This is a genomic window from Flavobacterium nitrogenifigens, from assembly GCF_003254565.1.
Classification (GTDB): domain Bacteria; phylum Bacteroidota; class Bacteroidia; order Flavobacteriales; family Flavobacteriaceae; genus Flavobacterium; species Flavobacterium nitrogenifigens.
This window is the reverse complement of the sequence record NZ_QJRI01000178.1, coordinates 22,448-36,484: the sequence shown is the minus strand read 5'-3', so window position 1 is coordinate 36,484 and position 14,037 is coordinate 22,448. Positions and strand designations below refer to the sequence as shown.

The following is a 14,037-nucleotide window of genomic DNA, read 5'->3' as shown; positions in this document are numbered from 1 at the left end:
ACAGCTTTTTGCAAGAGTTAAAAACCCGAAAAGCTTTTTTACGAATATTTTAATAATTCAAATCTCTATAAATCAATATTGAGTATTTGTTAAAATTGAATATGTTAAATTGATGTTTTGGCATATTTTGAACAGCAATTTTTATAGATTGAACCTTTGCAATGGATTGATGTCGAGCTTAAAAAGACATGAAAAACGGGTAAAAAAGAGATATTTTGATTTGAATTGCGATTTAAAGTATGTTAAGAGCTTTTATAGAAATCTTAATTATTGTGATAAAATGTTGCTTTTTAATATTGATTTGTTGAATTTTGGCGTTTAAAATTTACAATCATCATGAGAGAGATTCATTATATAAGTTCAGAAACAATTACTTTAGAAACATTACAAGAAATTTTAAGCCAAAATAAAATACTTGAATTATCTGAAGAAGCTAAAGTAAATGTTCAGAAATGCCGCGATTATTTAGATAAGAAAATGGCATCGCATACGGCACCAATTTACGGTATCAATACAGGTTTCGGATCTTTATATAGTGTAAAAATCTCTAATGAGAATTTATCTAAACTTCAAGAAAATCTTGTGAAATCGCACTCTTGTGGTACAGGTGAAGAAGTTCCTGCAGAAATTGTAAAAATGATGCTGTTGCTTAAAATACAATCTTTAAGTTATGGACATTCAGGAGTTCAATTAATCACATTGCAGCGTTTAGTTGATTTTTATAATAATGATATTCTTCCAATAATATATACTCAAGGTTCGCTTGGTGCTTCTGGAGATTTAGCGCCGCTGGCACATTTATCTTTGCCATTAATTGGAGAAGGAGTTGTATTGTTTGAAGGAAAAAAAGTGGCTTCTGCCGAAATTTTGAAGCAGTTTAATTGGGAACCAATCGTTTTACAATCAAAAGAAGGTTTGGCTTTATTGAACGGAACTCAGTTTATGAGTGCTTACGGAGCTCACATTTTAATTAAAGCATATAAATATTCGTATTTAGCAGACTTAATCGGAACCATTTCTCTAGAAGGTTTTGATGGAAGAATTGAGCCATTTAACGAATTGATACATTATATACGTCCGCATAAAGGACAAATCGTAACCGCACAAAGAATCACTGAATTCTTGGATGGAAGTGAAATTATCACTCAAGAAAAGAAACATGTTCAAGATCCGTATTCTTTCCGTTGTATGCCACAGGTTCACGGCGCTTCAAAAGATGCGATTGACTATGTTCGAAAAGTATTCAAAACAGAAATCAATTCTGTAACCGATAATCCTAATATATTTATAGAAGCCGATCAGATTATTTCTGGCGGAAATTTCCACGGACAGCCTTTAGCATTAGCTTTAGACTTTATGGCAATTGCTTTGGCAGAATTAGGAAGCATTTCTGAAAGAAGAACGTATCAGTTGATTTCAGGATTGAGAAATCTTCCTGCATTTTTGGTAGATAATCCAGGATTGAATTCAGGTTTCATGATTCCGCAATATACTGCTGCAAGTATTGCAAGTCAGAACAAACAATTGGCAACTCCGGCGAGTATCGATAGCATTGTTTCGAGTAACGGACAAGAGGATCACGTGAGTATGGGAGCAAACGGAGCTACAAAAGCCTTACGTATTTTAGATAATTTAGAGCGTATTTTGGCTATTGAATTGTTGAATGCATCACAGGCAATTGCCTACAGAGAGCCTCTAAAATCAAGCAATTTTATCGAAATGTTCTTAAGCAGCTATAGAGAAGTGGTGCCTTTGGTAAAAGAAGATAGAATCTTACATAATGACATAGAAAACACGGTTTTATTCCTTTCGAGTTTTCAAATTGAAAACGATTTGTTAACAATGGCTTAACACTGAAACGTGTTATTGAAGGTAATTTTGCACTATCAAAAATAAAACAATGTCAATAAACAGTATTTTCCAATTTTTAGTGCCGAAAGACAAGAAATTCTTTCCACTTTTTGAAGAGGCTTCTAGCAATTTAATTGAATTAGCTTCTAACTTACACGAAGCTGTAAATTTACCATTAAAAGAAAGAGAGATCCTTTTTCAAAAGATTGACGAATTAGAACAAAAAGGAGAAGACATTACTCGTCAGACTAACTTAGAGTTAAGCAGAAACTTTATTACTCCGTTTGACAGAGAAGATATTCATACGTTAATTACTTCAATTGATAACGTTGCAGATTACCTTCATGGTGCATCTAGCCGTATGAGATTGTATCAAGTTGATAAGATTACAAAATCTATCAGAAAGATGACAGAAATCAACCTTGAAGCTTGTCAAAATATTGACAGTGCAGTAAAAGAGTTGAGAAACTTACAAAACTTTAAAGTTATTAAAGATGCGTGTGCTAGAATTAACAAACTAGAAAACAAATCTGATAACGTTTATAACAAAGCAGTTTTTGAAATTTTTGAAAACGAAACAGACGCTAAAAATATTATTAAATATAAAGAGGTGTTATCTGTTTTAGAATCAGCAACAGATAAATGTAAGAGTGTTGCGAACATACTAGAATCTATTTCTGTAAAACATTCTTAATTCAATTTTTCAATCTGAAGTTATAATCTTATGACTATACTTATATTAATTATAGTGCTTGCCTTAATTTTTGATTACATCAATGGTTTTCATGATGCGGCAAATGCTATAGCGACTGTTGTTGCAACAAAGGTTTTGACACCTTTTCAGGCGGTAGTCTGGGCAGCATTTTTTAACTTTCTGGCGTATTGGGTTTTCGGATTTGGTGTTGCAGATACTGTTGCTAAAACAGCGCATACTATGGAAATTAACCTAGTAGTAATCTTGGCCGGAGTTATTGCTGCAATCTGTTGGAATTTATTGACTTGGTGGTTAGGAATTCCTTCAAGTTCTTCACATACATTAATTGGAGGTTTTGCGGGAGCGGCTGTAGCGCACGCTATTGCAGTTCATGGTTTCTCTGGTTATGTTGGAGAAGACGGAGCAACTCACTACTGGTATGAAATCGTAAGCTGGTATAAAGCAGGAAAAGACGGAGCAATGCCGTCGGGAGTTCTCATTATCATTGCTTTTATTGTTTTAGCGCCATTATTAGGAGCATTGGCTTCTTATTTAATTTCGATTTGGCTTTTAAATGCTTCTCGTAAAACAATTGGTCCTAAAATCTTTACTGCGGCTTTAATGATTGCTACAATTGTATTTGTGTACTATCAAATGGTGCCTTATGATAAGATTGAAAAGCCAAGATTTGATTCTCATTTCTGGAGCGTTGCTTTTGAAGCTCACAATATTAAATGGTTCTTAGTTGCTTTCATTATCTTGACAGTAAGTGGGTTTTGTTTAATATTCAGCAGTTTAAATCTTCATCAAGCAGATGCGGCTCTAAAGAAAATGCAGTTGTTATCTTCTGCGGCATTTAGTTTAGGTCATGGAGGTAACGATTCTCAAAAAGTAATGGGTATTATTGCTGCAGCTGTAGCAGTTTATATCAATACAAACCCAGGAGTTCATATGGATGCTTGGTTAGATGTTGTCCTTCCAAATGATGATGCAGGTATTAAAGGTGTAATGCCAAGCTGGATTCCTCTTGCTTGTTATTCTGCGATTGCTGCAGGAACTTTAAGCGGTGGATGGAAAATTGTGAAAACAATGGGTTCTAAAATCACTAAAGTAAGCTCGTTTGAAGGTGTTGCTGCTGAAACTGCAGGTGCTTTGACACTTTACTTTACAGAACACTTAAAAATTCCAGTAAGTACAACGCATACTATCACAGGATCTATTATTGGAGTTGGATTAACAAAACGTGTTTCTGCCGTTAGATGGGGAGTTACTGTAAGTTTAATCTGGGCTTGGATCTTAACTATTCCAATTTCGGCTTTATTGGCAGGTTTGGTTTATTTTATTCTAAGCGTCTTTATTTAATCTGAAAAAATGAATTTTGTAAAATGTGAAAAGTAAATCACATTTTGTTAATATAGAAAACCGATTTCAAATCTGAAATCGGTTTTTTTTGTTTTAATTTGTTTTAAAGTAAAAGTATAAAAGCTTTTAGAGGCTATAGGAATAGCCGATTTTGTAGACTTTTGTAAATAGTTTAATATTTAAAAATAATGAAGAGAATAATTGTATTGGTTTTAATGCTGATTGTAAAAACTGGTTTTGCTCAATCAAAAGAAAAATCTTTTAAATTTGGTTTTGTCGACCAGACAGGAAAGGAAATAGTTCCTTGTAAATATGACGGCATTAACGCATTTGAAAGTGGTTTTGCTGTTGTACAATTAAAAGGCAAAAGTGGCGTAGTGGATAAAACCGGAAAAGAAGTTATTCGCTGTATTTATGATGAAATACTAAACAAACAGAATTGGATTATTGTAAGCAATAAAAATGCTAAAGCCCAATATTTAATTAAGTCTTCGGATGTATTGTTGACTAAAAAATACGATGAAGCAAAAACTTTGTCGCCTGAAATAACGGCCGTAAAACTGAATAGTAAATGGGGTTTTATAGATGTGGTTGGGGAAGAAATAACTCCGAAATATGACGAAATAATTGACTTTGCAGATCGGTTTGCTGTTGTGAAACTAAATGGCAAATTTGGTATTGTAGATCAGATTGGGAAAGAGGTTGTTCCTCCAATTTATGATCAAGTTCAAAATTTTAAAGATGGTTTTGCAGTAGTAGAATCTAATAATAAGTTTGGAGTAATTAGTGAAGAAGGGAAAATTGTAGTTCCTGTTAAGTACGATATGAATTTTTATTTTAAGGATAATGTATCTATTGTAAAACAGGAAAATAAATATGGTATCTTAGATAACGACGGAAAAGAAATTGTGCCAATACAATACGATTTCATGGTTTTGAATGATGATTTATTTCAAGTGAAATCAGGCGAGAAGTACGGATTGATTGATAAAACAGGAAAAGAAATCGCTTCAGTAAAATATGATTTGATTGAATCTTTTAAAGATGGAATAGCTGTTGTGAAGCTAGATGGAAAATACGGTTTCGTTGATAAAGAAGGAAAAGAAATTGTAACTCCGAAATACGAAAAAGCAGATGATTTTAAAGATGGTTTGGGTGTGGTTAGAATGCAAGTTGGGAAGTAAAATCAAAGCTTTTGAAGGTTTTTATGATTATGCTTACGCTTATAATGTGTTTGTTTAAGATGTTTTTGATCTTTCGAAATTATACTTATAGTTCCGTCAATTTCAAGCATGGCAAGTTTAATATCTGTGAGATGTTCTAAACCGTGCTCGCGCGCTGCTTCTTTTAGTTCTTCGTGCGAAACATCTAATCGGCTTAAAGTTTTAAAATCTAATATGCCATCATGGATTAATATTTCTGGTTTGTCAAGCAATAAATCGCCAAGAGTTTTGAATCTTTTTGTTAGTTTTTTGACGGCAAAGTTGATTGAAAATAAAACCAAAGCGGCGATTAATCCTCCAATTAAACTGGTGTCGGGGCCAACCATTGCATTTTGAACAGAGTTGCTGATTAGTAAAATGAGAATAATATCGGCAGTGTTTAATTGAGAAAGTTCTTTTTTACCAAATATTCGTAAGGCAATTGTCATGAAGAAATAAACGGCAACGCTTCGAATGATTATATCTAAATAGGGGAAAGCCATGTTTTTTTATTTTAAAGTTAAATAAAAAAAGCTTTGTCAAAGGTTTAAACTTTGACAAAGCTGCTAAATTATTTATGTGATATTAAGTTTAAATGAACTTAATTATAATTTAAAATTCTTTTCAATCGCTCTAATCATTTCTCCTGCCACATCTTTATTGGTAGCGCCTTCAATTCCTTCAAGACCTGGAGAAGAGTTAACTTCTAACAATAACGGACCTTTAGAAGAACGAATAATATCAACGCCAGCTACTTTTAAGTCCATCGCTTTTGCAGCTTTAATCGCGATCTTTTTCTCTTCAGGAGTAATTTTAATAACAGAAGCTGTTCCGCCAAGGTGAATGTTTGCTCTAAATTCGCCTGGCATTGCTTCACGCTGGATTGCGGCAACTACTTTTCCGTCAATCACAAAACAGCGAATGTCTTTTCCGTTGGCTTCTTTAATGAATTCCTGAACCAGAATGTTGGCATTTAAACTTTTAAAAGCATTGATAACACTTTCTGCCGCTTTTTTGGTTTCGGCCAAAACAACCCCTTTTCCTTGTGTTCCTTCCAATAATTTTACAATTAAAGGTGAACCGCCAACCATTTTAATTAAATTGTCTGTATCAAGCGGAGAATTGGCAAATCCGGTAGTTGGAATATCAATTCCGCTGTTTAGTAATAATTGCAAAGAATATAGTTTGTCTCGAGATTGAGTTATGGCTGTAGCTGAATTTAGAACAAAAACTTTTAATGCTTCAAACTGACGCGTTAGAGCACAACCGTAAAAAGTAATGCTCGGACGAATCCTTGGAATAATAGCATCAAATTCGTTAAGGATTTTTCCGCCTCTGTAATGAATCTCAGGTTTTTTAGCATCTAGTTTCATGTAGCATTCCTTGATATTTAGGAAATGCATTTCATGGCCGCGCATTTCGCCAGCTTCCATGATTCTTTTATTACTATATAATTCTGGATTGCTAGCTAAAAGTCCAATTCGCAAACCAGTTTTTGCTTTTTCAGAGTTTTGGTATAATTCTTTTAGAGATTCTGCTGTAGGCTGTCCTAAAAGATATTTTTGTTCAGGATCGACTAAAACCCTTCCGCTCATGGCTTCACGTCCTAAAAGCATTCTAAATCCCATAGAATCGCGATTGGTCAAAGTCATTTCGATTGGCCATTTGGCATCGCCAATTTTTAAGCTGGTTTGAATTACATAACGATGTTCTCTAAATCCACTCGAACTTTTTACGATTCGTTTATCAACCAAAGGCGCTTCGCAATGAATAATGGTTTTGATATTATTCTGAATCGGATTAATGTCGAATTTAACCCAATTAGCATCATTTTTTATAAAAGGCGCTATATTTAAAGCGTGCATCGCCGAAGTTTTGGCGCCAGAATCTACACGAGCCTTAATTGTCGGGATTCCTAGTTCTGGAAATGCGCACCATTCTTCGCTGCCTAAAATGACTTTGTTTTGAAGCATATTTTGTTTTTTATTATAGAATTTAAATTCAAAAATAGCTATTTGCTTTTATTAAAGATAGTGATTTTTAATAAAAAAAATACCCGTTATGTTATGAAAACGTAACGGGCATATTATGAATGTTATAAATTTTGACTAATTTATTGATTCGTTGGCTCTTCGGCTTTATGAATTTCTACTGATAATTCTTGCGAATCATCTTTTAAGTCCATCATGATTTCATCACCAGAATGTATTTTTGAAGTGATGATTTCTTCGGCTAACAAATCTTCAACATATTTCTGAATTGCTCTTTTTAGCGGTCTAGCTCCAAACTGTTTGTCAAAACCTTTTTCGGCAATAAACGCTTTTGCTTTGTCTGTTAAGCTTAATTTGTAGCCTAACTCTGCAATACGAGAATATAGTTTTTTCAATTCGATTTCGATAATCAAATCAATATCAGCTTTTTCTAGTGCGTTGAATACAATTACGTCATCAATTCTGTTTAAGAACTCAGGAGCAAAAGTTTTCTTTAATGCATTTTCAATAATGCTTTTCGAATTTTCATCGGCTTGCGCTGTTCTTGCAGCAGTTCCGAATCCTACACCTTGTCCGAAATCTTTCAACTGACGTGCACCAACGTTAGAGGTCATGATAATGATAGTGTTTTTAAAGTCAATTTTACGACCTAAACTATCTGTCAAATATCCGTCATCTAAAACTTGAAGCATCATGTTGAATACATCTGGATGCGCTTTTTCGATCTCATCTAAAAGAACTACACAGTATGGTTTTCTACGAACTTTCTCAGTCAATTGACCACCTTCTTCGTAACCAACGTATCCTGGAGGTGCTCCAACTAAACGAGAAATAGCAAATTTCTCCATGTATTCGCTCATATCAATACGAACTAAAGCATCTTCCGAATCAAATAATTCTTTTGCTAAAACTTTAGCCAATTGCGTTTTACCAACCCCAGTCTGACCTAAGAAAATGAATGAACCAATTGGTTTGTTCGGATCTTTAAGTCCAGCTCTGTTACGTTGAATAGAACGTGCAATTTTTAAAACTGCTTCATTTTGACCAATTACTTTATTCTGAATCAATTCAGGCAATTGAGCCAATTTGTTGCTTTCTGTTTGTGCAATTCTGTTTACAGGAATTCCAGTCATCATAGAAACAACATCGGCTACATTATCTTCTGTAACTTCGATTCTGTTGTTTTTAGAATCTTCTTCCCATTGTTCTTGTGCTAAAGCAAGATCTTTTTCGATACGTTTTTCATCATCGCGAAGTTTGGCTGCTTCTTCATATTTCTGTTTTTTAACAACCATATTTTTCATTTCGCGAACTTCTTCCAACTGACGTTCTAGATCCAAAATTTGTTTCGGAACATCAATGTTAGTGATGTGAACACGTGAACCAGCTTCGTCCATTGCATCGATTGCTTTGTCTGGTAAGAAACGCTCAGACATATATCTGTTTGTTAATTTAACGCAGGCCTCGATAGCTTCCGGAGTATAAGTTACGTTGTGGTGATCTTCGTATTTGTCTTTTACGTTGTTCAAAATAGCGATTGTTTCTTCAACAGAAGTTGGTTCTACAATTACTTTTTGAAAACGTCTTTCTAAAGCACCGTCTTTTTCAATATACTGTCTGTACTCATCAAGAGTAGTAGCACCAATACATTGAATTTCACCTCTAGCTAAAGCAGGTTTGAACATGTTTGAAGCATCAAGCGAACCTGTTGCTCCACCAGCTCCTACAATAGTATGGATCTCATCAATAAAAAGAATAATATCGTCGTTTTTCTCCAGCTCGTTCATTACGGCTTTCATTCTTTCTTCAAACTGTCCGCGGTATTTAGTTCCTGCAACTAAGCTTGCAAGATCAAGAGTAACAACACGTTTGTGGAAAAGAATACGAGATACTTTCTTTTGGATGATACGTAAAGCAAGTCCTTCTGCAATAGCAGATTTACCAACTCCAGGTTCTCCAATAAGAAGCGGATTGTTCTTTTTTCTACGGCTTAAAATTTGCGATACACGCTCAATTTCTTTTTCTCGTCCTACAACAGGGTCTAATTTTCCTTCCTCAGCCATTTCTGTTAAATCTCTCCCAAAATTATCTAAAACAGGAGTTTTTGATTTTTTGTTTGACTTATTGGCGGGATTATTAAAGCTGCTTTCTTTTAGACTGTCATCTTGTCCTGAATCGTCATTGTACGATTCGTTTCTTGGCAAGTTTTCTAAGAATTCTTCTTCGTTTGGAGTCATATTTAAGTACTGTTCTTTAGCTACGTCATAATCTATTTTTAGTTTATTCAATAGCTTGGTTGTTGGATCGTTTTCGTTTCTCAAGATGCATAACAGCAAATGTGCCGTGCTAATCGATGAACTTTGAAATACTTTAGCTTCAAGAAAAGTGGTCTTCAGGGCTCTTTCGGCCTGTCGGGTAAGATGAAGGTTTTTCTTTTCTGCATTTACTTCAACGCTCAGGTTGGCAGGGCTAAGTACTTCTACTTTTCTGCGTAAATGATCTAAATCGACAGCTAGGTTATTAAGTATATGAATAGCTTTTCCGTTACCATCTCTTAAAATACCTAGCATAAGATGTTCTGTACCAATAAAGTCGTGCCCTAGACGTAGAGCTTCCTCTTTACTGTACGTAATAACATCTTTTACTCTTGGTGAAAAATTATCATCCATAATATATAATTGGTATTGTAAATTTAGTGAATTACAGTTTTAAAAACAAAAACCGTACCCTTCGAAATCTCCTGTCAGCTAATAGACGAAAAAATAGACAATAAAAGCGTTAAAAAACGTTTAATTTATTAACTAAAAGCCAAAATAAAGTTGTTAATAAATCATTTAAATAAGTGTAAGGAAATAGCTGAAAAAATTTTAAAAAAACGTATCTTGGCACGCTTTGAAAACTAATATAATTATTTAATATAACAACTTATGTCTGAAGGAGAAAAGTTAATTCCTATTAACATAGAGGATGAAATGAAGTCAGCTTACATCGATTATTCGATGTCAGTAATTGTATCGAGAGCACTTCCTGATGTTAGAGATGGCTTGAAACCAGTGCATCGAAGAGTTCTTTACGGAATGTATGATTTAGGTGTAACATCAAGATCTGCCCACAAAAAGTCTGCGAGAATTGTAGGGGAGGTTCTGGGTAAGTATCACCCACACGGTGATACCTCTGTTTATGACGCAATGGTGCGTATGGCGCAGGAATGGAGTATGCGTTATTTATTAGTTGACGGACAAGGTAACTTTGGTTCTGTCGATGGTGACAGTCCTGCAGCAATGCGTTATACTGAGGCCAGAATGCGCAAAATTTCTGAAGAAATTATGGCAGATATCGAAAAAGAAACAGTTGATTTTCAATTGAACTTTGACGATACATTATATGAACCAAAAGTAATGCCTACAAAAGTTCCTACTTTATTAGTAAACGGAGCAACCGGTATTGCAGTTGGTATGGCGACAAATATGCCGCCTCACAATTTAACTGAGGTTATCAACGGTACTTTAGCATACTTAGATAATAATGATATTGAAGTTGACGAATTGATGACACATATTAAAGCGCCAGATTTTCCAACTGGTGGTGTAATATATGGTTATGAAGGTGTTCGCGAAGCTTTTAAAACGGGTAGAGGACGTATTGTAATGCGTGCTAAAGTTGGTTTTGAAGAAGTTGACGGAAGAGAGTGTATCATCGTTACTGAGATTCCATATCAAGTTAACAAAGCCGAAATGATCAAACGTACGGCTGATTTGGTTAACGAGAAAAAAATCGAAGGTATTGCCAATATCCGTGACGAGTCGGATAGAAGCGGTATGCGTATCGTGTATATTTTAAAACGAGATGCTACGCCAAATGTAGTTTTAAATACTTTATACAAATACACTCAATTACAATCTTCTTTTAGTGTAAATAACATTGCATTAGTAAAAGGACGTCCTCAATTGCTCAATCTAAAAGATATGATTCACTACTTTATTGAGCACCGTCACGATGTAGTGGTAAGAAGAACGCAGTTTGAATTGCGTAAAGCTGAGGAAAGAGCTCACATTTTAGAAGGGTTAATCATTGCTTCTGATAATATCGACGAAGTTATTGCGTTAATTAGAGGGTCTAAAAACACAGACGAGGCAAGAGAAAAATTAATCGAAAGATTTAAATTGTCAGATATTCAGGCTCGTGCAATTGTTGAGATGCGTTTACGTCAGTTGACAGGTCTGGAGCAAGATAAATTAAGAGCTGAGTTTGACGAATTGATGAAGTTAATTGAGCATTTAAAAGCTTTATTAGCAGATGTTAATTTAAGAATCGACTTGATTAAAGAAGAGCTTACTGAAATTCGTGATAAATACGGAGATGACCGTCGTTCTCAAATTGAATATTCTGGAGGTGATGTAAGTATTGAAGATTTAATTGCTGATGAAAGTGTAGTAATTACGATTTCGCATGCAGGTTATATCAAACGTACAAACTTATCTGAGTATAAAACACAAAATAGAGGTGGAGTTGGACAGAAGAGTGCAGGAACAAGAGATCAAGATTTCTTAGAGCACATGTTCGTGGCAACAAACCACCAGTATATGATGTTCTTTACCCAAAAAGGAAAATGTTTCTGGATGCGTGTTTATGAAATTCCAGAAGGAAGCAAAACAGCAAAAGGTAGAGCAATTCAAAACTTAGTAAATATTGAAAGCGACGATAAAGTAAAAGCTTTCATTTGTACACAAGACTTAAAAGACAAAGATTATATCAATACACATAATCTTGTAATGGTAACTAAAAAAGGACAGGTGAAGAAAACTTCTTTAGAGAAATATTCTAAACCAAGAGCAAATGGAGTTGCCGCAATTACAATTAAAGATGGTGATGAGTTAATTGGAGCTCAGTTGACAAACGGAGAAAGCCAAATTATTATGGCGGTTAAATCTGGTAAGTTAGTACGTTTTGAGGAGACTAAAACACGTCCGATGGGAAGAACAGCTTCTGGAGTTCGTGGAATTACTTTAAAAGACGAAACAGACGAGGTAATCGGAATGGTTACAGTGGATAAAAATGATATTACAGAATCGCAGATTTTAGTTGTAACTGAAAATGGATACGGAAAACGTACTAAATTGGTTGACGAAGATGGAGAAGATGTATATAGAATTACAAACCGTGGAGGTAAAGGGGTTAAAACGCTTAACATCACAGAGAAAACTGGTAAATTGATTTCTATTAATGCGGTTACAGATGCTGATGATTTAATGATTATCAACAAATCTGGATTAACTATCAGAATGGCGATTGAAGATTTACGTGTTATGGGACGTGCTACTCAAGGTGTTAGATTGATTAACCTTAAAGGTAAAGATTCTATTGCTGCCGTTACAACAGTAATGAAAGATGATGCAGAAGAGGTAGAGTTAGATGAAGATGGAAATGTAATCGCTGCAATCGAAAGAGTTAAGCCTGATATGGAAGTTCTTGAAGATGACGGAACTGCAGAAGAGGACGATGACTCTGATGATGAAGAAGTAGAAGACGAGGACGATGCGGATACAGATGATGAAGAATCTGAAGAATAAGTAAAAACAAAAAATTAAATACAAACAAATATCATTATGAAAAGTAAATATGTAATACTTGCATCAGCATTACTGATCTCTGTAGCTACGTTTGCTCAAAAAGATCAAATTAAAAATGCTGAAAAAGCATTAAAAGGTGGAGACGCACAAGGAGCTTTGACGCAATTAAAAGATGCAGAGAGCTTAATTGCAAATGCTAAAGATACAGAACAAGCACAATACTATTTCGTTCAAGGGAATGCTTTTCTTGAGCTTGCAAACAAAAAAGTTGAAGAAGGTAAAAATTTATTGGCAGCTGCAGATAGCTACAAAAAATTAATTGACGTAGAAAAAACTTCTGGAAAACAGAAATATTCTACGCAAGCTGCAGCGTCAATCACGAACATTAAAGGATTATTAATTAATTCTGCAATTGCTGATACACAAGCAAACAAAAATGTTGATGGCGCAAAGAAATTGTACCAAGCGTATGAATTGGACAAAAAAGACACAATTAACTTGTACTATGCAGCTTCTACAGCTGTAAATTCACAAGATTATGATCTTGCATTGCCAATGTACGAAGAGTTGAAAAAACTAAATTATTCAGGAAAAGGAACTTTGTATACTGCTGTAAACAAAGCTTCTGGAAATGATGATAGTTTTGCTAATGCTAAGGAAAGAGATTTAGCTGTAAAATTAGGAACTCATGATAAACCTAAAACTGAAGCTATTCCTTCTAAAAGAGGTGAAATCTATAAAAATTTAGCATTAATTTTAGTTCAAAAAGGACGTACGGAAGATGCTAAAAAGGCAATCGCTGATGCTAGAAAAGCAAATCCAGATGATACTTCTTTGATTTTAACTGAAGCTAATTTGTATTTGGAGACTAAAGACTTCGATATGTACAAAAAATTAGTGGGTGAGGCTTTGGAAAAAGATCCAAACAATGCTGATTTAGTGTTCAATTTAGGGGTAATTAGTGCTGGAGCTAAAAACAATGCTGATGCTGAGAAATATTACTTAAAAGCAATTGAAATTAATCCTAATTATACAAATGCTTACTTAAACCTTGCTGCTTTAAAATTAGAAGCTGAAAAACCAATCATTGACGAAATGAACAAGTTGGGAACTTCTGCTAAAGATATGAAACGTTACGATGTTCTTAAAGCGCAAAGAGAGGCTGTTTTTAAAGGAGTTATCCCTTATCTTAAAAAAGCTAACGAGTTAGATCCTAAAAACGAGGATGTTTCTAAAACATTATTAGGAGTTTATAGCGCTCTTGAAATGACTGCAGAGGCTAAAGCATTAAAAGCAAAAATGTAATTATTGGCTTTTTAAAATAAAGAAAAAACCATCCCGTCTAGACGGGATGGTTTTTTTTATGC

9 protein-coding genes are annotated in these 14,037 nt (G+C 34.5%); 6 read left to right on the top strand and 3 right to left on the bottom strand.

From position 1 onward, the window contains the following. The first annotated feature begins 336 nt into the window (after positions 1-336). The 4 genes from hutH to DM397_RS15895 all read left to right on the top strand — a co-directional run bounded on the left by hutH (position 337) and on the right by DM397_RS15895 (position 5,091). Positions 337-1,851, top strand: a complete 1,515-nt coding sequence (gene hutH, locus DM397_RS15910; protein WP_111378480.1) for a histidine ammonia-lyase — start codon at positions 337-339, stop codon at positions 1,849-1,851. A 49-nt stretch (positions 1,852-1,900) separates the two neighbouring features. Further along, a complete protein-coding gene (locus tag DM397_RS15905) occupies positions 1,901-2,545 on the top strand; it encodes a DUF47 domain-containing protein (protein WP_008462731.1) in 645 nt (214 codons plus the stop codon). Positions 2,546-2,575: 30 nt separating this feature from the next. Beyond that, on the top strand, positions 2,576-3,907 hold the full coding sequence (locus tag DM397_RS15900) for an inorganic phosphate transporter (RefSeq protein ID WP_111378479.1): 1,332 nt from the start codon (positions 2,576-2,578) through the stop codon (positions 3,905-3,907). Between the two features lie 188 nt (positions 3,908-4,095). Beyond that, complete coding sequence (locus tag DM397_RS15895; protein WP_111378478.1) at positions 4,096-5,091, top strand: WG repeat-containing protein; 996 nt, start codon at positions 4,096-4,098, stop codon at positions 5,089-5,091. 2 nt (positions 5,092-5,093) lie between these two features. Here the strand turns inward: DM397_RS15895 and DM397_RS15890 are convergent, their stop codons facing one another. From DM397_RS15890 to DM397_RS15880, 3 genes are all read right to left on the bottom strand, one after another. Further along, positions 5,094-5,612: a DUF421 domain-containing protein gene (locus DM397_RS15890; RefSeq protein WP_111378477.1), complete on the bottom strand. Its 519-nt coding sequence runs from the start codon at positions 5,610-5,612 to the stop codon at positions 5,094-5,096. A gap of 102 nt (positions 5,613-5,714) precedes the next feature. Continuing rightward, positions 5,715-7,082: a 30S ribosomal protein S6--L-glutamate ligase gene (gene rimK, locus DM397_RS15885; RefSeq protein WP_111378476.1), complete on the bottom strand. Its 1,368-nt coding sequence runs from the start codon at positions 7,080-7,082 to the stop codon at positions 5,715-5,717. 140 nt (positions 7,083-7,222) lie between these two features. Further along, positions 7,223-9,769, bottom strand: coding sequence for an ATP-dependent Clp protease ATP-binding subunit (locus tag DM397_RS15880; RefSeq protein WP_111378475.1), 2,547 nt, complete (start codon positions 9,767-9,769; stop codon positions 7,223-7,225). Between the two features lie 258 nt (positions 9,770-10,027). Here DM397_RS15880 and gyrA point away from each other — a divergent pair, with 258 nt between their 5' ends. Both gyrA and DM397_RS15870 read left to right on the top strand, forming a co-directional pair. Beyond that, positions 10,028-12,670, top strand: a complete 2,643-nt coding sequence (gene gyrA / locus DM397_RS15875; protein ID WP_111378474.1) for a DNA gyrase subunit A — start codon at positions 10,028-10,030, stop codon at positions 12,668-12,670. 36 nt (positions 12,671-12,706) lie between these two features. Beyond that, positions 12,707-13,975 carry a tetratricopeptide repeat protein gene (locus DM397_RS15870; protein WP_111378473.1) on the top strand — a complete coding sequence of 423 codons (1,269 nt, stop codon included), beginning with the start codon at positions 12,707-12,709 and terminating at the stop codon, positions 13,973-13,975. Positions 13,976-14,037: the final 62 nt, after the last annotated feature.

Coding starts and splice junctions, on each gene's coding strand:
- DM397_RS15895 (WP_111378478.1), top strand. CDS start 4,096: ATGAAGAGAATAATTGTATTGGTTTTAATGCTGATTGTAAAAACTGGT.
- hutH (WP_111378480.1), top strand. CDS start 337: ATGAGAGAGATTCATTATATAAGTTCAGAAACAATTACTTTAGAAACA.
- DM397_RS15905 (WP_008462731.1), top strand. CDS start 1,901: ATGTCAATAAACAGTATTTTCCAATTTTTAGTGCCGAAAGACAAGAAA.
- rimK (WP_111378476.1), bottom strand. CDS start 7,082: ATGCTTCAAAACAAAGTCATTTTAGGCAGCGAAGAATGGTGCGCATTT.
- DM397_RS15870 (WP_111378473.1), top strand. CDS start 12,707: ATGAAAAGTAAATATGTAATACTTGCATCAGCATTACTGATCTCTGTA.
- gyrA (WP_111378474.1), top strand. CDS start 10,028: ATGTCTGAAGGAGAAAAGTTAATTCCTATTAACATAGAGGATGAAATG.
- DM397_RS15880 (WP_111378475.1), bottom strand. CDS start 9,769: ATGGATGATAATTTTTCACCAAGAGTAAAAGATGTTATTACGTACAGT.
- DM397_RS15890 (WP_111378477.1), bottom strand. CDS start 5,612: ATGGCTTTCCCCTATTTAGATATAATCATTCGAAGCGTTGCCGTTTAT.
- DM397_RS15900 (WP_111378479.1), top strand. CDS start 2,576: ATGACTATACTTATATTAATTATAGTGCTTGCCTTAATTTTTGATTAC.